21 protein-coding genes and 1 tRNA gene are annotated in these 22,484 nt (G+C 69.3%); 7 read left to right on the forward strand and 15 right to left on the reverse strand.

The genetic code is table 11. The features are described 5' to 3' along the window. Positions 1-52 precede the first annotated feature (52 nt). From tmk to ACZ5Y9_RS13730, 7 genes are all read right to left on the reverse strand, one after another. Positions 53-682, reverse strand: coding sequence for a dTMP kinase (gene tmk, locus ACZ5Y9_RS13700; protein WP_247625046.1), 630 nt, complete (start codon positions 680-682; stop codon positions 53-55). Next, entirely contained in the window at positions 679-3,525 is a 2,847-nt protein-coding gene (topA, locus tag ACZ5Y9_RS13705) for a type I DNA topoisomerase (protein WP_247625047.1), read from the reverse strand. Before topA ends, tmk begins: the two co-directional genes overlap by 4 nt. 79 nt (positions 3,526-3,604) lie before the next feature. Then, positions 3,605-3,934 carry a helicase gene (locus ACZ5Y9_RS13710; protein ID WP_247625048.1) on the reverse strand — a complete coding sequence of 110 codons (330 nt, stop codon included), beginning with the start codon at positions 3,932-3,934 and terminating at the stop codon, positions 3,605-3,607. Further along, positions 3,934-4,290 (reverse strand): TadE family type IV pilus minor pilin, encoded by a 357-nt coding sequence (locus ACZ5Y9_RS13715; protein ID WP_464471574.1) that lies wholly within the window; start codon positions 4,288-4,290, stop codon positions 3,934-3,936. Before ACZ5Y9_RS13715 ends, ACZ5Y9_RS13710 begins: the two co-directional genes overlap by 1 nt. Further along, positions 4,290-4,487, reverse strand: a complete 198-nt coding sequence (locus ACZ5Y9_RS13720; protein WP_247634171.1) for a DUF4244 domain-containing protein — start codon at positions 4,485-4,487, stop codon at positions 4,290-4,292. The genes ACZ5Y9_RS13715 and ACZ5Y9_RS13720 overlap by 1 nt, the downstream gene beginning before the upstream one ends. A 45-nt stretch (positions 4,488-4,532) precedes the next feature. Next, the gene (locus ACZ5Y9_RS13725) at positions 4,533-5,426 is read right to left on the reverse strand and encodes a type II secretion system F family protein (RefSeq protein WP_247625072.1); all 894 of its coding nucleotides are present in this window, start codon (positions 5,424-5,426) and stop codon (positions 4,533-4,535) included. Beyond that, entirely contained in the window at positions 5,420-6,433 is a 1,014-nt protein-coding gene (locus tag ACZ5Y9_RS13730; protein WP_247625073.1) for a TadA family conjugal transfer-associated ATPase, read from the reverse strand. The genes ACZ5Y9_RS13725 and ACZ5Y9_RS13730 overlap by 7 nt, the downstream gene beginning before the upstream one ends. Before the next feature lie 359 nt (positions 6,434-6,792). Here ACZ5Y9_RS13730 and acs point away from each other — a divergent pair, with 359 nt between their 5' ends. Further along, a complete protein-coding gene (gene acs, locus ACZ5Y9_RS13735; RefSeq protein ID WP_464471575.1) occupies positions 6,793-8,760 on the forward strand; it encodes an acetate--CoA ligase in 1,968 nt (655 codons plus the stop codon). A gap of 159 nt (positions 8,761-8,919) precedes the next feature. Here the strand turns inward: acs and ACZ5Y9_RS13740 are convergent, their stop codons facing one another. After that, the gene (locus ACZ5Y9_RS13740) at positions 8,920-9,378 is read right to left on the reverse strand and encodes a RidA family protein (RefSeq protein WP_247625075.1); all 459 of its coding nucleotides are present in this window, start codon (positions 9,376-9,378) and stop codon (positions 8,920-8,922) included. Then, entirely contained in the window at positions 9,375-9,599 is a 225-nt protein-coding gene (locus tag ACZ5Y9_RS13745; protein WP_247625076.1) for a DUF4177 domain-containing protein, read from the reverse strand. Before ACZ5Y9_RS13745 ends, ACZ5Y9_RS13740 begins: the two co-directional genes overlap by 4 nt. A gap of 89 nt (positions 9,600-9,688) precedes the next feature. Here ACZ5Y9_RS13745 and ACZ5Y9_RS13750 point away from each other — a divergent pair, with 89 nt between their 5' ends. The 6 genes from ACZ5Y9_RS13750 (at position 9,689) to ACZ5Y9_RS13775 (ending at position 15,486) form a co-directional block, all read left to right on the forward strand. Continuing rightward, positions 9,689-12,229 carry a transglycosylase domain-containing protein gene (locus ACZ5Y9_RS13750; protein WP_464471576.1) on the forward strand — a complete coding sequence of 847 codons (2,541 nt, stop codon included), beginning with the start codon at positions 9,689-9,691 and terminating at the stop codon, positions 12,227-12,229. Next, positions 12,226-13,161 (forward strand): metallophosphoesterase, encoded by a 936-nt coding sequence (locus ACZ5Y9_RS13755; RefSeq protein WP_464471577.1) that lies wholly within the window; start codon positions 12,226-12,228, stop codon positions 13,159-13,161. Before ACZ5Y9_RS13750 ends, ACZ5Y9_RS13755 begins: the two co-directional genes overlap by 4 nt. A 53-nt stretch (positions 13,162-13,214) precedes the next feature. Next, positions 13,215-13,291, forward strand: a tRNA-Pro gene (locus ACZ5Y9_RS13760). Positions 13,292-13,359: 68 nt separating this feature from the next. Next, the gene (locus tag ACZ5Y9_RS13765; RefSeq protein ID WP_247625079.1) at positions 13,360-13,836 is read left to right on the forward strand and encodes a VanZ family protein; all 477 of its coding nucleotides are present in this window, start codon (positions 13,360-13,362) and stop codon (positions 13,834-13,836) included. After that, positions 13,833-14,588 (forward strand): HAD-IIB family hydrolase, encoded by a 756-nt coding sequence (locus tag ACZ5Y9_RS13770; protein ID WP_247625080.1) that lies wholly within the window; start codon positions 13,833-13,835, stop codon positions 14,586-14,588. Before ACZ5Y9_RS13765 ends, ACZ5Y9_RS13770 begins: the two co-directional genes overlap by 4 nt. 55 nt (positions 14,589-14,643) lie before the next feature. Continuing rightward, positions 14,644-15,486 carry a DUF1295 domain-containing protein gene (locus tag ACZ5Y9_RS13775; protein WP_464471578.1) on the forward strand — a complete coding sequence of 281 codons (843 nt, stop codon included), beginning with the start codon at positions 14,644-14,646 and terminating at the stop codon, positions 15,484-15,486. A 44-nt stretch (positions 15,487-15,530) separates the two neighbouring features. Here ACZ5Y9_RS13775 and ACZ5Y9_RS13780 read toward each other — a convergent pair whose 3' ends face one another. The 6 genes from ACZ5Y9_RS13780 to ACZ5Y9_RS13805 all read right to left on the reverse strand — a co-directional run bounded on the left by ACZ5Y9_RS13780 (position 15,531) and on the right by ACZ5Y9_RS13805 (position 22,397). Beyond that, positions 15,531-16,811 carry an alpha-hydroxy acid oxidase gene (locus ACZ5Y9_RS13780; protein WP_464471579.1) on the reverse strand — a complete coding sequence of 427 codons (1,281 nt, stop codon included), beginning with the start codon at positions 16,809-16,811 and terminating at the stop codon, positions 15,531-15,533. A gap of 10 nt (positions 16,812-16,821) precedes the next feature. Next, positions 16,822-17,568 (reverse strand): FadR/GntR family transcriptional regulator, encoded by a 747-nt coding sequence (locus ACZ5Y9_RS13785; protein WP_464471580.1) that lies wholly within the window; start codon positions 17,566-17,568, stop codon positions 16,822-16,824. A gap of 140 nt (positions 17,569-17,708) precedes the next feature. Continuing rightward, positions 17,709-18,335, reverse strand: coding sequence for a thymidine kinase (locus ACZ5Y9_RS13790; protein WP_404598263.1), 627 nt, complete (start codon positions 18,333-18,335; stop codon positions 17,709-17,711). 9 nt (positions 18,336-18,344) lie between these two features. Continuing rightward, complete coding sequence (mqo, locus tag ACZ5Y9_RS13795) at positions 18,345-19,772, reverse strand: malate dehydrogenase (quinone) (RefSeq protein ID WP_247634419.1); 1,428 nt, start codon at positions 19,770-19,772, stop codon at positions 18,345-18,347. A gap of 149 nt (positions 19,773-19,921) precedes the next feature. Beyond that, positions 19,922-20,986: an aspartate-semialdehyde dehydrogenase gene (locus tag ACZ5Y9_RS13800; RefSeq protein ID WP_247625085.1), complete on the reverse strand. Its 1,065-nt coding sequence runs from the start codon at positions 20,984-20,986 to the stop codon at positions 19,922-19,924. 130 nt (positions 20,987-21,116) lie between these two features. Next, complete coding sequence (locus ACZ5Y9_RS13805) at positions 21,117-22,397, reverse strand: aspartate kinase (protein ID WP_247625086.1); 1,281 nt, start codon at positions 22,395-22,397, stop codon at positions 21,117-21,119. Positions 22,398-22,484: the final 87 nt, after the last annotated feature.

Genomic DNA, 22,484 nt, shown 5'->3' on the forward strand with positions numbered 1-22,484 from the left:
GCACCACCGACACCGACCGCATGCGGTCGTGGCGCTGTGCGGAGGAGGGGGCTCAGGCCAGGAACGATGCGACCCGCGCACGGATCTCGCCGGCGATCACGTCGACCGGCGAGGAGGCGTCGATCACGAGGAAGCGTTCCGGTTCTGCGGCGGCGAGCGCAAGGTACGCATGGCGCACTCGACCGTGGAATTCGGCCTTCTCCGCTTCGAGCCGATCGAAGGGCTTGTCTGCCGAGTCGAGCCGGGTGCGGGCGGTCTGCGGGTCGAGGTCGAGCAGCACCGTGAGGTCGGGCAGCGCCCCCTCGGCGGCCCAGAGCGACAGCTCGCGGATCTCGGTCGCATCGAGCACGCGGCCCGCGCCCTGGTAGGCGACGGACGAGTCGAGGTATCGATCCTGCAGCACGATGTCGCCCCGCTCGAGCGCGGGGCGCACGACGGTCGCGACGTGATGCGCCCGGTCCGCCGCGTACAGCAGGGCCTCGGCACGCGGCGCGATGTCGCCGCGGTGGTGGAGCACGATGTCGCGGATCAGCTGGCCGACCTCCGACCCGCCGGGCTCGCGCGTGCGTACGACCTCGTGGCCTGTCTCCGACAGCCAGGAGGCGAGCAGGTCCGACTGCGTGGTCTTGCCCGAGCCGTCACCGCCCTCGAGCGTGATCCAGCGACCGCGGCCTTCCGTCACGAACCGGCCTTCTTCGCGGCGGCGTTCGCGGCGCGCGTCGCGGCCGCCTTCTTCGCCGCAGCCGAGCGTGCGGCCGCCTTCTCGGCATCCGTCGGAGCCTTCTTCGCTGCAGCCTTCTTGGCCGGAGCCTTCTTGGCGGGAGCCTTCTTGGCGGGAGCCTTCTTGGCCGGCGCTTTCTTCGCCGCCGCACGCGAGCCGCGCTTGGGAGCGGGGCCCTTCGCGCGCTTGTCGGCGAGCATCTGCACGGCGATCTCGAAAGTGATGTCCTCGGGCTTCTGGCCGCGTGGGATCGTGACGTTGGTCTCCCCGTCGGTCACGTAGGCGCCGAATCGACCGTCACGAATGCGGATCGGCTTGCCGCTGACCGGGTCGGCGTCGAACTCGGCGAGCGCGCTGGATGCCCGTCGGGCACCGTACTTGGGCTGCGTGTAGATCTCGAGCGCCTGCTCGAGGGTCACGTCGAAGATCTGCGATTCGCTCTCGAGCGAGCGCGAATCGGCGCCCTTCTTCAGGTATGGACCGAAGCGGCCGTTCTGGGCGGTGATCTCGTCGCCCGATTCGGGGTCGACGCCGACGACGCGAGGCAGGGTGAGCAGCTGCAGGGCGGTGTCGAGATCGATCGCGTCGACCGACATCGACTTGAAGAGCGATGCGGTGCGCGGCTTGGGCGCGGTCTCCTTCTTGGCACCGCGCTTCTTCGGAGCTTCGACGACCTCACCGGTCGTCTCGTCGACCGCGGCGTCCTCGGACACCGGGTCGTTCTCCTGCACGTAGGGGCCGAAGCGTCCGTCCTTGACGACGACGATCTTGCCGTTCTCGGGGTTCTCTCCGAGAACGCGGTCGCCGGCGACCGGAGCGTCGATGAGCTCCTGCGCCTTCTCGGCCGTGAGCTCGTCGGGCGCGAGGTCTTCCGGGACGTTGACGATGCGCGGCTTGGCCTCGGGGTTCTCGGGGTCGGCGACCTCGAGGTAGGGGCCGTACTTGCCGAAGCGCAGGGTCGCGGTGTCGGTGATCGGTGTCGAGTTGAGCGCTCGCGCATCGATCTCGCCGAGGTTGTCGACGACCTTGCGCAGGCCGACGTGCGCGTCGGAACCGAAGTAGAAGCCCTTCAGCCACTCGACGCGGTCCTGCTCGCCGCGTGCGATCGTGTCGAGGTCGTCCTCGAGCGAGGCCGTGAAGTCGTAGTCGACCAGCTCGGCGAAGTGCTCTTCGAGCAGGCGGACGACGCTGAAGGCGAGCCACGTCGGCACGAGCGCCTGGCCGCGCTTGACCGCGTAGCCGCGATCGAGGATCGTCTCGGGGATCGTCGCGAACGTCGACGGACGCCCGATGCCCTTCTCCTCGAGCACCTTCACGAGCGATGCCTCGGTGTACCGCGGCTTCGGCGTCGTGCGGTGCCCCTTGGCCTCGGCTTCGGCGACCGACAGCTCATCGCCCACGGCGACGGCCGGGAGCGACTGGTTCTCGGCGGCATCCGCATCGCCGCGCTTCTCGTCGCGACCCTCTTCGTAAGCCTCGAGGAATCCCTTGAAGGTGTAGACCGTTCCGGATGCTGTGAACTCCGCGACCTGCCCGGCAGCGTTCACCGCGATCGTGACGGTCGTCGTCTCGTACTTCGCGTCGGCCATCTGGCTGGCGACGGTGCGCTTCCAGATCAGGTCGTAGAGGCGCTGCTCGTCACGGTCGAGCTCGGACGAGAGCGACGCGGGGGTGCGGAAGTTGTCGCCCGAGGGACGGATCGCCTCGTGCGCCTCCTGCGCGTTCTTGCTCTTCGACTTGTACACGCGGGGCTTGAGCGGCACCGCGGAGTCACCGTAGAGCGCGACCGCCTGGCTCCGCGCCGCCTGCACCGCCTGGGTGCTCAGCGACGTGGAGTCGGTACGCATATAGGTGATGTACCCCTTCTCGTAGAGGCGCTGGGCGACGCTCATCGCCTGCTTCGCCCCCATCGAGAGCTTGCGCCCCGCCTCCTGCTGCATCGTGGAGGTGGTGAACGGGGCGTAGGGGCTGCGGGTGCCGGGCTTGGCCTCGACCTTGGTCACCGTACCGGCGCCGGCCGATTCGACGGCCTGGGCGAGGGCCTGCGCCTTGGCTTCGTCGAGGACGACGACGGCCTTCTTCAGGGCACCGCGGTCGTCGAAGTCGGTGCCGCGAGCGAGCTGTCCGCCGTCGACGCGCACGAGGCGGATGCGGAACGACGTTCCGGTCGCGGCCGCAGCGGCGTCGACGTCCCAGTACTCGGCCGAGACGAACGCCATGCGCTCGCGTTCCCGGTCGACGATCAGGCGGGTGGCGGCGGACTGCACGCGGCCGGCTGAGATGCCGGTCTTGACCTTGTACCAGAGGACGGGCGAGACATCCCAGCCGTACAGGCGGTCGAGGATGCGGCGGGTCTCCTGCGCATCGACGAGCGCGTGGTCGAGCTCGCGGGTGTTGCCGACGGCTGCCTGGATCGCGTCCTTGGTGATCTCGTGGAAGACCATGCGCTTGACGGGGACCTTGGGCTTGAGGGTCTCGAGCAGGTGCCAGGCGATCGCCTCACCCTCGCGGTCCTCATCAGTGGCGAGCAGGAGCTCGTCGGCGGTCTTCAGGGCGCGCTTGAGCTCGGCGACCGTCTTCGTCTTGCGATCGGAGACGACGTAGTAGGGGTCGAAGCCGTTCTCGATGTCGATCGAGTACTTCCCGTAGGCCTCCTTGTCGGCGGCCGGGATGTCCCGCTTGTCGGCGAGGTCGCGGATGTGGCCGACCGAGCTGAGCACCTCGTAGCCGTCTCCGAGGTATCCCTGAATAGACCGCATCTTCGTCGGAGACTCGACGATGACGAGCTTCTTGCCTTCAGCCAAGGGGGCGTCCTTTCTTCGAAGCACACCATACACACCCCTGCTATCCGGGTGCGTCGCAGTGAGGAGGTACGTTCTGCCGTCATTCGCCCTCGGGTGGCCCGGCACGGGCTCGGGAGACGGCAACGACTCCAGCGTACGCCGACTCCACCTGCACGGTCGCCACGAAGCCCTCGATCGAGCATCCGGTGAGGGTCGCACCCGCAGCCCCGGCCACCCGCGCGGCGACGGCGCAGGGCTCGTCGGCGACGACGACGGCACCGCTGACGGCATCCGCCGCGGCGAGCGCCGCGGCATCCGCCGCGCCGGCGACCCGTTGCGCGGTGACGGCGGCGCCACCGACCGCGGCAAGGCCTATGGCGAGGCCGGCCGCTGTCACCAGAACGCCGGTGGCGAGCGCGGATCCGGCCATCAGAGACCACCTGCCAGGGCGCAACTCGATGCCTGCAGCGGCACGGTGAGGAGATTGCCGACGGCCACCTCCGCGTGCGCCGTCACGCAGACGAGGTCGCCGGAACTCGCGGACGACATGGTGGCACCCGGCGCCGCGCGCGCCACGGCATCGGCGGCGCGCCCCGTGTCTTCGCCTCGCCCGAGGAGGCGGGCGGCATCGGCCGCCGCATCCTGCAGAGACACCTGACGCGTGGCGGCGCCGAGCGCTCCGACGCCGAGGGCGAGCACGAGGACGACCGCCGGCAGCGCGAGGGCCAACTCGGCGGCGACCGATCCCCGGTCACCGCCGAGCCGTGTGAGTCGGAATCGCGGCATCACGCCACGGTCAGCGCCCGGCGCACCAGGTCGGTGAGGATGCCGCGTACCTCGTCGGAGCGCATGATGACGACGAGTAGACCCGCGAAGGCCACGGCGGCCATCGTGGTGATCGCGTACTCGGCCGTCGCCGCTCCGGTTTCGTCGCCGAACAGCGATGCGGCCCGACGCCGGTCGAGTGGGGGAAGTGCGTGCATGGTGTTCCTTCTTTCTGGTGTGACGCGGTCGCGTCGTCGTTCCGCTCATGTCGGGAGCGGCGTGGAGGTCAGGACGCTGAGGAGCATCGGTGCGACGCCCAGCAGCAGGAAGGCGGGGAGCGTGCAGACGCCGAGCGGGAGGAGCAGCCGTGTCGAGAGACGCGACGCGCGCAACCTGCCCTCGACCCGCGACGTGTGGCGCTCCTGGGCAGCCGACGCACGGAGGAGCTCCACGGCGGGCACGCCGGCCGCGCGCGACAGTTCGAGCACGTCCGGCACACGGTCCTCTCCGCCGTGCGCGATCGATCCGACCGCGTCGAGGAGTCCCAGTGCCCGGTCGATCGAGGCTCCACCCGCCAAGGCCACGGCGACGAGTTCGGCGCGCATGCCCGGTGTTCCCGGTGACGGCCGCGCACGCCGGAGCAGGCTCGCCGTCCAGGCCCGCGCGAGGAGCACGAGCGCTCCCCCGGCGAGCACGCAGGCGGCGCCGATCGGATTCCGAGTGATGACCCCGATCGTGTCGAAGCCCAGCGCGAACCCCAGGAGAAGACCGGCGAGCGGCATCCACAGCAGCAGGCGCGCCGTGCCGGCAGGCTCGGTGAGGGCGATGCGCACGTCATCGGCCGCGGACGCGGCGTCGCGCAGGGTCTCGGCCAGCGTGCGCAGCACCTCGGCGATCGGTGCGCCCACCGTGGTCGCGATCTCCCAGGCGGCTGCGAGATCGACCCACACCCCGCCCTCCGCCTCGATCGCGGCGGCGATGGGCTCGCCCGCGTCGATGCGCGACACGATGGCGATCGCGTGCCGGTCACCGGTCTCCGCGAGATGCCGCCAGGCCACCGTCGGCATGGCTCCCGCCTGCAACAGCACGGCCAGCGTCTGCACGGAGGTCGCGGCATCCGCACCGTGCGTCACATCCCGTACTCGCCGCCTCACCATGGCCGCACCTCCTCGATCGTCAGCCGCTCGTCCGCGAGCGCGAACACCCCGGCCTGCGCGATGCGCCGGGTTCCGCCGGGATCGCGCACGAGATGCAGCACGGTGCTGAAGGCGCTCACGGTCTGCCGCGCCAGCGCCGTGGCATCCATCCCCGCAAGTGCCCCGAGTGCTTCCAGTCGCGCCGGCACATCGGTCAGTCCACTCGCGTGCAGGGTCCCGGCGCCACCATCGTGCCCGGTGTTGAGCGCGGTGAGCAGTTCACGGATCTCCTCACCGCGGCACTCGCCCACGATCAGCCGATCCGGCCGCATGCGCAGCGACTCCCTCACCAGACGCGCCAGGCTGATCCCTCCCGCGCCCTCGAGGTTGGCCTGGCGTGCTTCGAGGGCGACATGGTGAGGATGCCGCGGCCGCAGCTCGGCGACGTCTTCGATCGTCACGAGACGCTCGGAGTCCGCGGCTTCTGAGAGCAGCGCGGAGAGCAACGTCGTCTTGCCCGTGCCCGTGCCTCCGGTGATCAGCAGATTCGCCCGCTCATGCACCAGGCTCATCAGCCACCGCTGCATCCGTGCGTCGAAGCAGCCGAGCGCCGCGAGCGCATCGAGGTCGGCGGCGCGCACCCGAGGGATGCGGATCGAGATGGCGGTGCCGCTGGCCGCGACGGGGGCGAGTACGGCGTGCACGCGGATGCCGGAGTCGAGCCGCACGTCGACGCACGGCGACTGGTCGTCGAGATGGCGCCCTCCGAGACCGACGAGCGCGACCGCGAGATCGCGGACCTCTCGTTCGGATGCCCGCCACGCGGAGACGGGTTCGGCGCCCTCGCCCCGATCGAGGAACAGCCCTCCGTCGCCGTTGACGAAGACATCGGTGACGGCGTCGTCGGCGCAGTGCTCGGCCAGCATCCCGAACGCGGGGTCGATCCGCAGCGGGGCCGGCGGAATCGGCACCGAGGCGCCGTGCGGGCTCTCGGCGCCCCGGGGCTGGAGGATGAACGGATCGGCCATGCCCCGACGCTAGGCAACGGGTGGGACCCCGCCCGTCCACGGATGCGGTCGCTGTGCAGAACCCACGGCATCGGCGCGCCGTGCAGAACCGATCGCGGCGCCTCGCCGTAACAAGAAAGGCGGCACCTCACGGGGGGAATGAGGTGCCGCCCGGGGCGGGCACCGATCGGGGGAATCGGGCGCGCCAAGGCCGGAATGAGTATTCGGCTGAGGTCGAGTGTACGCAAGGCAACCGTCCTGACAAAACCGACGCGACTACCGACTTTCGGCAGTATTGATCCCCCGTGCGCGAGACTAGATTCGCCCTGTCCCGGACGCACCACCCGGGATCGACCCCAGCCGCAAAGGAGCGTCTGCCGATGAGCAGTCAGATCGACCACCTTCTCGATGAGAACCGCCAGTTCCCGCCGTCCGAGGAGTTCGTCGCCCAGTCGATCTCCTCCCCCGATCTCTACGAGCGCGCCGCCGCGGACCGCGAGGGCTTCTGGGCCGATCAGTCGCGCGAGCTGCTGCACTGGCACACGCCGTTCACCCGGGTTCTCGACTGGTCCGCCCCGCCGTTCGCCAAGTGGTTCGACGACGGCGAGCTCAACGTCGCCTACAACTGCCTCGACCGCCATGTCGAGCAGGGCAACGGCGACCGCGTTGCTCTGCACTGGGAGGGCGAGCCCGGCGACAGCCGCAGCATCACCTACGCCGAGCTGACCGACGAGGTCAAGCGCACGGCCAACGTGCTCGCCGATCTCGGCGTCGGTCAGGGCGACCGCGTCGCCATCTACCTGCCGATGATCCCCGAAGCCGTCGCCGCGATGCTCGCCGTCGCGCGTCTCGGCGCCATCCACTCGGTGGTCTTCGGCGGATTCAGCGCCGACAGCCTGCGGGCGCGCATCGACGACGCCGGCGCCAAGGTCGTCATCACCGCCGACGGCGGTTACCGCAAGGGTCGCGTCTCGGCGCTCAAGCCGGCCGTCGACCAGGCGCTGAGCGACCGCGGAGACGGCGAGCAGCTCACGGTCGAGCACGTGCTCGTCGTGCGTCGCGGAGGCAACGAGGTCGACTGGGTCGACGGTCGCGACGTCTGGTGGCACGAGGCCGTGCCCGCGGCATCCGCCGAGCACACCGCCGAGGCGTTCCCGGCCGAGAACCCCCTCTTCATCCTCTACACCTCGGGCACCACCGGGAAGCCGAAGGGCATCCTGCACACGTCCGGCGGCTACCTCACGCAGGCCGCGTATTCGCACAAGTACGTCTTCGACCTGCACGCCGACAGCGACGTCTACTGGTGCACGGCCGACATCGGCTGGATCACCGGGCATTCCTACGTGACCTACGGCCCGCTCGCGAACGGAGCCACGCAGGTCATCTACGAGGGCACCCCGGATGCCCCGCACCCCGGCCGCTGGTGGGAGATCATCGAGAAGTACAAGGTGTCGATCTTCTACACCGCCCCGACCGCCATCCGCTCGTTCATGAAGATCGGGCGCAGCGTCCCGCAGAAGTTCGACCTCTCGTCGCTGCGCGTGCTCGGATCGGTGGGCGAGCCCATCAACCCCGAGGCATGGATGTGGTACCGCGAGGTCATCGGCGGGAACCGCGCCCCCATCGTCGACACGTGGTGGCAGACCGAGACCGGCGCGATCATGGTCTCGCCGCTGCCGGGCGTCACCGCCACGAAGCCGGGCTCGGCGCAGGTGCCGCTTCCCGGCATCCGCATCGACGTCGTCGACGAGCAGGGTCAGGAAGTCGGCAACGGCAACGGCGGCCTGCTCGTGGTGACCGAACCCTGGCCGAGCATGCTGCGCGGCATCTGGGGCGACCCGGAGCGCTTCCGCGAGACCTATTGGGAGAAGTTCGAGAAGCAGGGGTACTACTTCGCCGGCGACGGCGCCCGCCTCGACGACGACGGCGATCTCTGGCTGCTCGGGCGTGTGGACGACGTGATGAACGTCTCGGGCCACCGTCTCTCGACGGCCGAGATCGAATCGTCGCTCGTCGCCCACGAGGCCACCGCCGAGGCGGCCGTGGTCGGGGCGTCCGACGAGACGACGGGCCAGGCGGTCGTCGCCTTCGTCATCATCAAGGAGAGCTACCTCTCAGCGCACGACCCGGCGGGTCTCGCTCAGCAGCTGCGCCTGTGGGTCGGCGAGCAGATCGGGGCGATCGCCCGCCCGCGCGACGTCTACATCGTGGGCGAGCTGCCCAAGACCCGCTCCGGCAAGATCATGCGCCGTCTGCTGCGCGACGTCGCCGAGGGTCGCGAGGTCGGCGACACGACGACGCTCGCCGACACGGCCGTGATGACGATCATCTCGTCGCAGGTCAAGTAGTTTCTCGGGGGTCCGCTCCGCGATGCCCCTGCGCCGGTCGAGACGGGGACCCCTGCACCCCGATCGCCCGGCGCAGGGGCATCGCTGCGCTCACCATCGATCTGCTGCGACCAGGCTTCTCGCCTCCCGGTAGGGAGAGAGGCGGATGCCGCGGGCCGATCAGGCGAGGAGGAAGGTGACCTCGACCTCGACGGGGCTGTCGAGCGGCAGCACGGGCACGCCGACGGCGGCGCGGGCGTGACGGCCGGCGTCGCCGAAGATCTCGCCGAGCACTTCGCTCGCGCCATTGATGACGCCGGGCTGGCCCGAGAACTCGGGAACAGATGCCACGAAACCACCGACGCGCAGGACCCCGGCGATCCGGTCGACACCGCCGGCGGCATCCGCCGCGGCGGCGAGCGCGTTCAGCGCGCAGGTGCGGGCGTAGGCCTGGGCGTCGGCGGCGTCGACCGCCGCGCCGACCTTGCCGGTCGCGGGAAGGGCGCCATCGGTGAACGGGAGCTGGCCCGAGGTGTAGACGACCCCCGCGTGGACGACGGCGGGTACGTAGGCGGCGACCGGGGCGGCGACGGCGGGCAGCTCGATGCCGAGCTCTGCGAGGCGGGCGGAGATGCTCATGCGGCACCGCCCTCGAACTGGCGGGCGGCCTGGGCGGCAGCCGCGAGACCGGTCTCGTTGGATCCGTCCTGCGTGACGGGGCGCTTGAAGTAGGCGACGAGTCCGCCCTCCGGACCCTGCACCACCTGGACGAGCTCCCAGCCCTGCTTGCCCCAGTTGTTGAGGATCGCCGCGGTGTTGTGGATCAGCAGCGGCGTGGTGAGGTATTCCCACGTGGTCATGGCACTCCATCGGATCGTCGTGCGGGCGCAGCGGACGAACGCGGGCCCGTCAAAGGCGGTATTCAGGGAACTCCCCTACGATCAAGCGTATGCCTCAAAAGAACCGTACGGTGAAAGGCGTGCTCGGCGGTCTGCTCGGGCTCGTCGGTCTGAGCGCCGTCGCCGGCCTTCTTGTCACCACCAGCGTCACGCCCGTCCTCGCGATGGCCGGCATCGCCGGCAACAGCGCCGTGACGCTGTTCGAAGAGCTCCCCGCGAACCTCGACGTCAACGCTCCGATGGAGCAGTCGACCATCTACGCGACCGACCCGAACACGGGTGAGAACATCGTCCTCGCGTCGTTCTACGAACAGAACCGCGTGCCGGTGACGTACGAGCAGCTGTCGCCGACGCTCATCAACGCCATCCTCTCGAGCGAGGACAAGAACTTCTACAGCCACGGCGGCGTCAACCTCGGCGCCACCGTCAAGGCCGTCATCGACAACCTGCGCAAGACATCGAGCCGCGGTGCGTCGACCATCACGCAGCAGTTCGTGAAGAACGTGCAGATCCAGGAGTGCGAGCAGAAGGCGGACGCCGCCTCGGACACCTACTCGGAGGACCTGCAGCAGTGCTGGCTCGACGCGACCAACGCAAAGGGCGCTGACGGCATCGAGCGCAAGCTGCAGGAGATGCGCTACGCCATCCAGATCGAGAAGACGTCGTCGAAGAACGACATCCTGCTCGGCTACCTCAACATCGCGAACTTCGGCGGCACCGTCTACGGCATCGAGGCCGCTGCCAAGTACTACTTCTCGGCATCCGCGTCGAACCTCACGATCGCCCAGGCCGCGACGCTGGCTGGCATCGTGCAGAACCCGAACAACCTGCGCATCGACCGCTCCGAGGGCGAGAACTCCGCGGCCGACGGCTACGCCGATACCCTCAACCGCCGCGACTACGTGCTCGGCCGCATGCTCGCCGACGGCAAGATCACGCAGGCCGAGCACGACGAGGCCAAGGCCTCGCCCATCGAGCCCAAGATCACACCGTCCGTGCAGGGCTGCGCCACTGCCGGTCAGCAGGCCTACTTCTGCCAGTACGCCAAGTCGATCATCGAGAACGACCCGATCTTCGGCGAGACCCGTCAGGACCGCAGCGAGCTGCTGCGCCGCGGTGGCCTGAAGATCTACACCACGATCGACATGCGCGTGCAGGGACCGGCCGCCCAGGCCATGGCCGAGAACGCCCCCGGCAACATGGACAACAAGTACTTCGGTGCGGCCGGCGTCTCCCTCAACACGACGAACGGCAACATCATCTCGATGACGCAGAACACGACGTTCAGCGAGACGAAGACCGACGACCAGGCGTTCACCTCGCTGGTGTTCGCCGGTGACCGCGCACACGGAAACTCCGACGGCTTCCAAGTCGGATCGACGTACAAGCTCTTCACCCTCATCGACTGGCTCGAGAAGGGACACTCGGTCAACGAGGTGCTCAACGGCGCCGTGCAGAAGAACCTCAAGATGAACGTGTGCGGTGCAACGCAGACCGTCGACACAGCGGAGATCGGCAACTTCGGCGGCGGCCGCGGATATACCAACAACGTTCGCACCTTCACCGCGCAGTCGCTCAACAGCGGATTCTTCGCGATGGCCGCGAAGCTCGATATCTGCGAGATCAACAAGGTCGCCGACCGCATGGGCGTGACGCTGGCAACGGGCGGGAAGGTCACCGACCAGAACGTGCCGTACGACGTGCTCGGGCCGAAGAACATCTCGCCGATGGCGATGGCCGCCGCCTACGCCACCGTCGCGAACGGCGGCACCTATTGCGCCCCGCGCGCGATCGAGAAGGTGCTCAATGCCGACGGCACGGAACACGAGATCCCGCCGGTATCGTGCAAGGAAGGCGTGCTCACGCCCGAGGTCGCCGCGACTGCCGCCTATGCCCTTCAGGGCGTCATGGCAAGCGGTGGCACCGGTTCCCGCGCGAACCCCTACGACGGCACGCCGTTGATCGGTAAGACCGGAACACACGACCGCTGGTCGACCATGATGATCGAGTCGAGCACCCAGGTCGCGACCGCGGTGTGGGCCGGACGCTGGCAGGGCCAGGAGAACGTGTTCCAGGTACCGTCTTTGCTGGGGTCGTACCTCAACGACGTGCGTTACCCGATCGCGAGGGCCGCGCAGGCCGCGGCGAATGACGTCTACGGGGGAAACGCGTTCCCACAGCCCGACCGGAACCTCACCCGCCAAATCCTCGTCGACGTGCCGAGCGTGGTCGGGATGACGATCGACGAGGCGACCGCAGCTCTCGAGGGCGCCGGATTCGCGGTTTCGGTCGGAGCGCCGGTCGACGGCTCGCAAGCGACCAACATCGTCGCCGCGCAGGATCCGTCCGGTCAGGCTCCGACGGGCGCCAACATCACGATTTCGCCCAGCAACGGACAGGCCACGACGGTCCCGGCCGACCTGATCGGTAAGTCGCGAAGCGCCGCCCAGGCCTCGCTCTTCGCCGCCGGGTTCGAATCGCTCCAGTTCGACGCCTCCTGCAACGGCGGAGGCAAGAAGGTGATCAGCACCGACCCGGCCCCGGGCAGTGCTGCGAGCAAGACCACGACCGTGACCGTGGTCTGCGAGTGACCCGCACCTCTTCGGTGCACCCGGCCCTCATCGCGCTCGGCGCGGTGGGGGCCGTGGGCGCTGCAGCGGCGATCTGGGGCATCGGCATCGAACGCTACCTGTTCACAGTGCGCGAGGTCGAGGCATCCGCTCTGCCGCCCGGCTCCGCTCCCCTGCGCATCCTGCACCTGTCCGACGCTCACATGGCGCCCTGGCAGCACCGCAAGCAGGACTGGCTCGCCTCGCTCGCCCAGCTGAAGCCCGACCTGATCGTCAACACCGGCGACAACCTCGGGCATCGCGAGGGGCTCGACGGCATCCGTCGTGCGTTCGATCCCTTCGCCGGCATCCCCGGCGTCTTCGTGCACGGCTCGAACGACGTCAACGAGCCCTCGCCGCGCAACCCGTTCAAGTACTTCACCGGTCCGTCGAAGCACACGAGCGCCCCGCGCCTGCTCGACACCGACGCGATGGATCGCTACTTCACCGACGAGCTCGGGTGGACGGGGCTCAACAACACCGCCGCGCGCCTGTCGGTCGCCGGGCGAGACATCGACCTCTTCGGCGTGAACGACGCCCACCGCGACTGGGACCGCCTCGACGAGCTGCCCGACGCGATCGCGGCGCTCGGCCCGGCACCCGCCGGCACACCGGTGCTCGGGGTCACGCACGCGCCGTACCAGCGGGTGCTCAACGGGTTCATCGACCTCAGCGCCGACGCGATCCTCGGCGGCCACACACACGGCGGCCAGGTGTGCCTCCCCGGCTTCGGCGCTCTGGTCGCGAACTGCGACATCCCCCTGAAGCAGGCCAAGGGGCTGAGCACCTGGACGCACGGCGACCGCGCCGTGCCGCTCAACGTCAGCGCGGGCTGCGGGCATTCGATCTACGCCCCGGTGCGCTTCGCCTGCCGTCCGGAGGCGACGCTGCTCACGCTCACCGCGCGGACCTGAGCGCTCGATTGGGCGCTCGCGACTTTTCCTTGTAGACTCGGAGGGTTGCAAAACGGGGTGTGGCGCAGCTTGGTAGCGCGCTTCGTTCGGGACGAAGAGGTCGCAGGTTCAAATCCTGTCACCCCGACCAGTAACACCGGAAAGGCCGCCCTGCGGGGCGGCCTTCTCTGTACCCCGACCGCGGATCGAAGGGACGGCATGGGCTCGCTCCTCCCCCCGCCGCGTCGCCGCACACGCGCCTGGGCTCTGGGCCTCGGCATCCCGTTCCTCGCCGGGCTCGTTGCACTCACCCTCACGCCTTCCCGCGTCGAACAGCGTCTGCCCAACCTGCTCGACCTCGTTCTGTCGACCGCGCACCGTCTCGGCTGGGCGTCACTCGATTTCACCCGCCTCGAGATCCTCGCGAACGTCTGCGTCTTCGTGCCGGTGGGAATCCTCGCGTTCGTGCTCCTCCCCCGCCCGGTCTGGGGCCTCGCCTTCCTCGTCGGTCCCGCGATCTCGATCGGCATCGAAGTGTTCCAGCGTCTGGTGCTTCCGCACCGCGCGGCGACCGTCTCCGACGTGATCGCGAACTCGACCGGAGCGACGATCGGCGTCGTCCTCGCGGTGTTGTCCGCACTCCTGGTCGCCGTGCTCTCCGGCCCCTCGCCCTCTCGTAGGCTGGAAGCATCATGACCGCGCCCTCTCTCGTCGCCTTCGACCTCGATGACACGCTCGCCACCTCGAAGGCGGCGATCACCCCGCGCATCGCCGCCCTGCTCCAGGCCCTGCTGCATCGGGTCGACGTCGCGATCATCTCGGGCGGCAACGAGACGCAGTTCCGCACCCAGGTCGTCGCCCAGTTGACCGATGCGGATGCCGCCGAGCTCGGCCGACTGCACCTCCTGCCCACCTGCGGCACCCGCTACCTGCGCCACGACGGCACGGCGTTCGCCACCGTCTACGCGCACGACCTCACCGACGACGAGAAGTCCGCCGCCCTCACCGCCCTGCGGGAGGAGGCCGAACGCCTCGAGCTGTGGGAGGCCGAGCCCTGGGGCGAGATCCTCGAGGACCGCGGCTCGCAGATCACCTTCTCCGCCCTCGGACAGCGCGCGCCGAGCGACGCCAAGCACGCGTGGGACCCGACGGGCGCGAAGCGCGCCGCGCTGCGCGATGCCGTCGCCGCCCGCCTCCCCGGCCTCGAGGTGCGCTCGGGCGGGTCGACGTCGATCGACATCACCCGCGCCGGCATCGACAAGGCGTTCGGGATGACGCGCCTCGCCGACCTCACCGGCATCCCCCTCACCGACATGCTCTTCTTCGGCGACCGTCTCGACGAGGGGGGCAACGACTACCCCGTGCTCGCGATCGGCGTGCCCTCGGTCGCGGTCGAGGGCTGGGAGGACACGGCCGACAAGCTCGACGCCCTCCTCCCCACGCTCTGATCGACCTTTCGCAGGCATCCGCCGCTCACGCCCGCTCCGGGCCTAGCATGGCGGCATGGACGCTCTGCTCATCGTCATCATCGTGGCGGCCGCTGCCAGCCTCGTCTGCTGGGTGCTGTCGCTGATCACCCGCGACACCTCCTGGGTCGATCGCGCGTGGTCGATCGTCCCGGTCGCATACGTCTGGATCTTCGTGGGCGTCGCCTTCGCCGAGGGCGACGGATCGGCGCGGCTCGTCGCGATGGGGCTGCTCGCCACGGCCTGGGGCGCGCGCCTCACGTTCAACTTCGCCCGCAAGGGCGGCTACACCGGCATGGAGGACTACCGCTGGGCGATCCTGCGCGGACGCATGCGCCCCTGGCAGTTCCAGCTCTTCAACCTGTTCTTCATCATCGCCTACCAGATGACCCTGCTCGTGCTCATCACGCTCCCGGCGATGGTGGCCGCGCGGCATCCGTCCGCGATGACCGGCTGGGATGTGCTTTTCATCGCCGCCTTCCTCGCCTTCCTCACCGGTGAGACGATCGCCGACCAGCAGCAGTGGGTCTTCCACCAGCGCAAGAAGGCGGCGGGAGGCACCCTCTCCCCCGGTTTCGCGACCACCGGGCTCTTCCGTTACAGCCGCCACCCCAACTTCTTCTTCGAGCAGGCGCAGTGGTGGGCGTTCTACGCGCTGGGCGCCAGCGCGGCCGTCTCGGGAGGCGCGGGACTCGTCGGGGGCGTCCTGAACCCGACGATCGTCGGAGCCGTGCTGCTCTCGCTCCTGTTCATCGGCTCGACGATCTTCACCGAGTCGATCACCGCCGCGAAGTACCCCGCGTACGCGGAGTACCGCCGCACCACCTCGATGCTCGTGCCCTGGCCTCCACGCCGAAGCGCCGTCGCACCCCAGACCTGAGCCGGGCACGACGGCGCTTCGTCGTTCGACCGAACGGATGCGCCTCAGCGCACGACTGCCTCGGCGGCGGGGCGAGCCACCGGAACGAGCCGCTGCAGCTGGGTGACGTGTCCGGGCTCGAGCTCGGCGAGCGTCGAGACGCCGAGCAGACGCATCGTGCGCTCGATCTCGCTGCGCAGGATGGCGATGGTTCGGTCGACGCCCTGGCGTCCGCCGGCCATCAGACCGTAGAGGTACGCGCGGCCGATGAGCGTGAAGTCCGCGCCGAGGGCGACCGCCGCCACGATGTCGGCGCCGTTCATGATGCCGGTGTCGATCATGACGGTGAAGTCGTCTCCGACCGCCTGGCGCACGCTCGGCAGCAGGTGGAACGGGATCGGCGCGCGGTCGAGCTGGCGCCCGCCGTGGTTCGAGAGCACGATGCCGTCGACACCCGCATCGCGCAGGCGCACGGAGTCCTCGACGTTCTGCACGCCCTTGATGACGATCTTGCCGGGCCAGATGTCGCGGATCACGGCGAGGTCGTCGTAGCTGATGGTCGGGTCCATGGCGGCGTCGAGCAGCTCGCCGACGGTGCCGCCGGTGGTGCTCAGCGAGGCGAACTCGAGCTTCGGAGTGGTGAGGAAGTCGTACCACCACCAGGGGCGCGGGATCGCGTTGATGATCGTGCCGAGGGTGAGCTGCGGCGGGATGCTGAAGCCGTTGCGCTTGTCACGCAGACGGGCTCCGGCGACCGGGGTGTCGACCGTGAACTGCAGGGTGTCGAATCCTGCGGCGGCCGCACGACGGGTGAGCTCGTAGGAGATCTCGCGGTCGCGCATGACGTAGAGCTGGAACCAGTTCCTTCCGGGAATCTGTCCCTGAGGCTCTCGAAGGGTGGCGGCCTTCACGCCTTCGATCGAGGTCGTGCCGAGCGTCGACAGCGTGAACGGGATGCCGGCGGCAGCCGCGGCGCCGGCACCGGCGGACTCGCCCTCGGTCTGCATCAGTCGGGTGAAGCCCGTCGGGGCGATGCCGAACGGCAGCGCGGAGGGGCCGCCGAGGATCTCGACGCTCGTGTCGACGGTCGGTGCCGGGCGCAGGATGCCGGGGTGGAACTCGACGTCCTGGAAAGCCTGACGCGCGCGGGTGAGCGAGAGCTCCCCCTCGGCCGCACCGTCGGTGTAGTCGAACGCGGCCTTCGGGGTGCGGCGCTTCGCGATCAGGCGCAGGTCGTCGATCGTGAGCGCGGCGTCGAGGCGACGCTTGCGCCCGTTGAACTCGGGCTTCTTGAACTTCATCAGGTCGAAGAGCTCGGCGGGTTTGGGCACCTGGCGCTGAACCATGGTGGTCCTCTCAGTTGTCGGGGGTGCTGTCGGGGATCGTGTCGGTCGAGGCCGTGCGGGTTAGGCCCGCGGCGGTGTAGTAGCCGGTGATGTGCGCATGCACGAGGGCGCGAGCGGATGCCGCGTCGCCGGTGTCGATCGCCGCGACGAGGGCGCGGTGCTCCTCGCGCAGGCGGGAGGCCATGTCGTCCCAGTCGGGGATCGACGCGGCGCCGGCCTGCACGTACGACTCGATCGATGAGCGGAGGCCCGCCATCATCGCGGCGATCACGGTGTTGCCGCTCGCCTCGGCGAGCGCGAGGTGCAGCTGCGCGTCGAGGGCGAGGAACTCCGCGGGGGTGAGGTCGGGCGCGTCCATGGCGGCGAGCATCCGATGGGCGGCGGCGGTGTCGCGGTCGTGCGCCGTCGCGAGCGCGTGGGCTGTGGAGTCCTCGAGCACGAGTCGGGTCGCGACGACATCCGCCAGCGGGAAGCCGTGCGCGGCCACCTGCAGGCGCAGGAGCTGCGACATGCCCCCGGCGGGCGTCGCGATGACGATCGCGCCCGCCTGCGGCCCGGAACCGGTCGCGGTGCGGATGAGGCCCATGACCTCGAGCACGCGGAACGCCTCGCGCACGCTGGAGCGGCCCACGCCCAGGTCCGTGGAGAGGTCGCGCTCGGAGGCGAGCCGGTCGCCCGGGTTCAGGCGCCCTTCGAGGAGGTCGTGCTCGATGTGGTCGAGCACGACTCGCCACGCACGCACCGGCTGCTCCGCCATCCGCTCTCTCCTCGGTCGCACCGCGCGCGCCCATCGGTGGTCCGCGCTGTGGTCTGACCACACTCTACGTCGTGTGGTCAGACCACGCAACGCGGGTACGTGAAATCGCCGCTCCGGAAGAGCGAAGGGAGGGGGCGGGCTCAGCCCAGGCGTCCGCCGGACTCCTGCAGATAGCAGGTGCCGCACAGCGACTCGTAGGTCGTCACCTCGGGAGCGGCCTGGCCGTCGGCCCCCTCGTCGATCGCGACCTGGTCGCCGTCGAACACGAAGCGCCCGCCGACCACCCGGCCGTTGAACACGGCCTTCCGGCCGCAACGGCAGATGGTCTTGAGCTCTTCGAGCGAGTGCGCGATCGCCAGCAGGCGAGCCGACCCGGGGAAGGCATGCGTCAGGAAGTCGTTGCGGATGCCGTAGGCGAGCACCGGGATGCCCTCCTCGACCGCGATGCGGAAGAGGTCGTCGACCTGCTCCGGCGTGAGGAACTGCGCCTCGTCGATGAGCAGGCATGCGATGTCGTCAGCGTGCGCCCGCGCATCGTCGCGGCGAGCGAGGAAGAGCTGCTTCGCATCGTCGCCGGGAGCGATGAGGAAGTCGACCTCCCGCGTCATCCCCAGACGGCTCGAGATCTCGGACGCGCCCTTGGTGTCGATCGCGGGCTTGGCCAGCAGCACCCGCTGCCCGCGCTCCTCGTAGTTGTAGGCCGCCTGCAGAAGAGCGGTCGACTTGCCCGAGTTCATCGCGCCGTAGCGGAAGTAGAGCTTCGCCACCGGCCGACCTCAGACGTTGATGCCGAGGGTCGCCGCCGTCGCCGTCGTCGACTCCTTCGCCAGCGCGGCATCCTTGTTGAGCTGCTCGCCGAACGTCGGGATGAGCTCTCGCAGCTTGGGCTCCCAGGCCACGTAGTCGTCGGGGAAGCAGGTCTTCAGCAGGTTCAGCATGATCGGCACGGCCGTCGAGGCACCGGGCGAGGCGCCGAGGAGCCCGGCGATCGAGCCGTCGCCCGCGGCGACGACCTCGGTGCCGAACTGCAGGATGCCGCCCTTCTTCGGGTCCTTCTTCATGACCTGCGCGCGCTGACCCGCATCGATGAGCGTCCAGTCCTCGTCCTTCGCCGTCGGCATGAACGTGCGCAGGCTGTCGACCTTCTTGCGGTGGTTCTTCATGAGCTCGCCGACGAGGTACGTGATCAGGTCGGGGTTCGCGAAGGCGACGCGCAGCATCGGCCACAGGTTGTGCGTGCGTACCTGCGAGACGATGTCGAGCATCGAACCGTTCTTGAGGAACTTGGGGCTGAACGTCGCGAAGGGCCCGAACATCAGCGAGGCCTCGCCGTCGACCACGCGCGTGTCGAGGTGCGGCACCGACATGGGCGGTGCACCGACGGATGCCTGCGAGTAGACCTTCGCCTTGTGCTGCTCGACGATCTTCGGGTTGCTGGTCTTCAGGAACTGTCCGCCGATCGGGAAGACTCCGTAGCCCTTGATCTCGGGGATGCCCGAGTTCTGCAGCAGCTTGAGCGCCCATCCACCGGCGCCGACGAACACGAACTTCGCCTTGACCTCGTTCGGGGTGCGACCGATCGTCGTGCGGTACTTGACGAGCCAGGTGCCGTCCTTCTGGCGCTTGAGCGAGCGCACCTCGTGGTTCGTGCGCAGCGTGACGCCCGAATCGGTGAGGTGGTCGAAGAGCTGGTGGGTGAGGGCTCCGAAGTCGACGTCGGTGCCGGCGGGCACGCGCGTCGCGGCAAAGGGCTCACCCTTGCGGCGCTTCTGCATGAGCAGCGGCGCCCACTGGTTGATGACGCGCGAGTCCTCGCTGTACTCGATGCCATCGAACAGGGGCTGCTTCTTGAGCACCTCGTAGCGATCCTTGAGGTACGCGACGTCCTTCTCACCACGCACGAAGGTCATGTGCGGCGTGGCGTTGATGAAGGTGGAGGGAGCGTCGAGCACGCCCTTGTCGACGAGCGACGACCAGAACTGGCGGCTCTGCTGGAACTGCTCGTTGATCGAGACGGCCTTCGCGGGGTCGAGGGGCCCGGTGCCCTGCGGCATGTAGTTGAGCTCGCAGAGGGCGGCGTGCCCCGTGCCGGCGTTGTTCCAGGGGTTCGAACTCTCCTGGGCAACATCCGAGAGTCGCTCGAAGGCGACGATCTTCCACTCCGGCTGCAGCTCGTGCAGCAGAGTACCCAGGGTGGCGCTCATGATGCCACCGCCGATCAGGACGACATCGACTGTTTCGGTCACCACGACAGTCTAGTTCGCGGACGCGACCGGGCCGACCACCGGGGCCGGCCCGATCAGACCGCTTCCGCATCGCGGGGATGCCGTCGCGCTATCGCGCGCGGACCCGCTCAGGCGCTCAGGCGCTCAGCGAGGATCTCCGCGATCTGCACTGCGTTGAGGGCCGCGCCCTTGCGCAGGTTGTCGTTGCTGACGAAGAGCACCAGGCCCTTGCCCGCCGGAGCCGACTGGTCGGCGCGGATGCGACCGACGAAGCTCGGGTCCTTGCCCGCGGCCTGCAGCGGCGTCGGCACCTCGTCGAGCACGACGCCGGGAGCAGCCGACAGCAGCTCGGTCGCGCGCTCGGGGGTGATGTCGTTCGCGAACTCGGCGTGGATCGAGAGCGAGTGCCCGGTGAAGACCGGCACGCGCACGCAGGTGCCCGCAACGAGCAGGTCGGGCAGCTCGAGGATCTTGCGGCTCTCGTTGCGGAGCTTCTTCTCCTCGTCGGTCTCGTTGTCGCCGTCGTCGACGAGATTGCCCGCGAAGGGGATGACGTCGAAAGCGATCGGGGCGACGTACTTCTCGGGCTCGGGGAAGTCGACCGACGAACCGTCGTGCACGAGGCGCAGGGTGTCGCCCTGGGCGAGCACGCCCTCGACCTGGCCGAGGAGCTCCTGCGCACCCGCGAGGCCGGAGCCCGAGACCGCCTGGTAGGTCGAGACGATGAGGCGCTCGAGGCCCGCCTCCGCGTGCAGCGCCTTCAGCACCGGCATCGCGGCCATGGTCGTGCAGTTGGGGTTCGCGATGATGCCCTTGGGGCGCTCGTCGATCGCGTGGGGGTTGACCTCGCTGACGACCAGCGGCACCTCGGGGTCCATGCGCCACGCGCTCGAGTTGTCGACCACGACGGCGCCGGCGGCGGCGAAGCGCGGCGCGTAGGCGCGGCTGGCGGTCGCGCCGGCCGAGAAGAGGGCGATGTCGATGCCCGCGGCATCCGCCTGCTCGACGTCCTCGACGATCACCGACGTGCCGCCGTACTCGATCGACGTGCCGGCCGACCGGGCCGACGAGAACAGGCGCAGCTCGCGGATCGGGAAGGACCTCTCGGCGAGAATCTCGCGCATCACGGTGCCCACCTGGCCGGTGGCGCCCACGATGGCGACGGAGAGTCCTGAGTCGGAGATGCGGGTCATGATGTTCCTTGGCGTCGTGCGGTACTGCGTACGAGGCGCAAGGCGCGGCGTCGGGATGCGGATGCCGCGCCTGGCGCCGATGTCAGGGTTCCGGCGAGTCTATCGCGCAGCCGGACGGCCGGGCGCCGGGTCAGCGACCGGTGCCGGCGTGGACGACCGCTTCGGTGTCGCCGTCGAGGCCGTAGGCGGTGTGCACCGTGCGCGCGGCCTCGAGCAGGTCGCTGCCGCGGAGCACCACCGAGATGCGGATCTCGGAGGTCGAGATCATCTCGATGTTGATGCCGCCGGCCGACAGCGCCTCGAAGAGCACGGCCGAGACACCGGAGTGCGTGCGCATGCCCGCGCCGACGACGGAGAGCTTGCCGATCTGGTCGTCGTGCACGAGGTTCTGGAAGCCCACCTCGGCCTGGTCGCCGGCGAGGGCCTTCAGCGCCGCCGCGGCATCCGCCTTGGGAACGGTGAACGAGATGTCGGTGCGTCCGGTGGCCGAGACGTTCTGCACGATCATGTCGACGTTCGCGCCCGACTTCGCGACGATCTTGAAGATCTCCGCCGCCTTGCCCGGCACGTCCGGCACACCGGCGACGGTGATCTTGGCCTGGCTGAGGTCGGTGGCGACGCCGGCGACGATCGGTTCTTCCATGGCTGCTCCCTCGGCTTCGCGGGGGTTCTTCATACCCTCGCCCAAAACGTACGTACCCTCGGCCGACGAGAACGACGACCGGGCGTGGATGAGCACGCCGTGGCGGCGTGCGTACTCGACGGCGCGGATGTAGAGCACCTTCGCCCCGTTGGCCGCGAGCTCGAGCATCTCCTCGCTCGAGACGTGGTCGAGCTTCTGCGCACCCGGCACCACGCGCGGGTCGGAGGTGAAGATGCCGTCGACGTCGCTGTAGATCTCGCAGACGTCGGCCTTGAGAGCGGCGGCGAGGGCGACGGCGGTGGTGTCGGAGCCGCCGCGGCCGAGCGTGGTGATGTCGCGGGTGTCGCGGTTGAAGCCCTGGAATCCGGCGACGATCACGATCGCGCCCTCGTCGAGAGCCTCGCGCAGACGGATCGGCGTCACATCGACGATGCGTGCGGCACCGTGCTGCGAGTCGGTGATCATGCCCGCCTGGCTGCCCGTGAACGAGCGGGCCTCGAAGCCCATCGAGTGGATCGCCATCGCGAGCAGCGCCATCGAGATGCGCTCACCGCTCGAGAGCAGCATGTCGAGTTCGCGCGGTGCCGGGATCGGCGCCACCTCGTTCGCGAGGTCGAGGAGCTCATCGGTGGTGTCGCCCATCGCGCTGACGGCGACCACGACGTCGTGACCGGCACGACGGGTGTCGACGATGCGCTTGGCGACGCGCTTGATGCTCTCTGCGTCGGCGACGGATGAGCCGCCGTACTTCTGCACGATGAGGGCCACGTTCACTCCCGGGGATGTCGGGCGGATCCGCCCACCGCTCATTCTACGATCGCGCCATATGCTCCGCTGTGCATGTGACGCCGCATC

The sequence above is a fragment of the Microbacterium sp. T3-8 genome, from assembly GCF_055398145.1.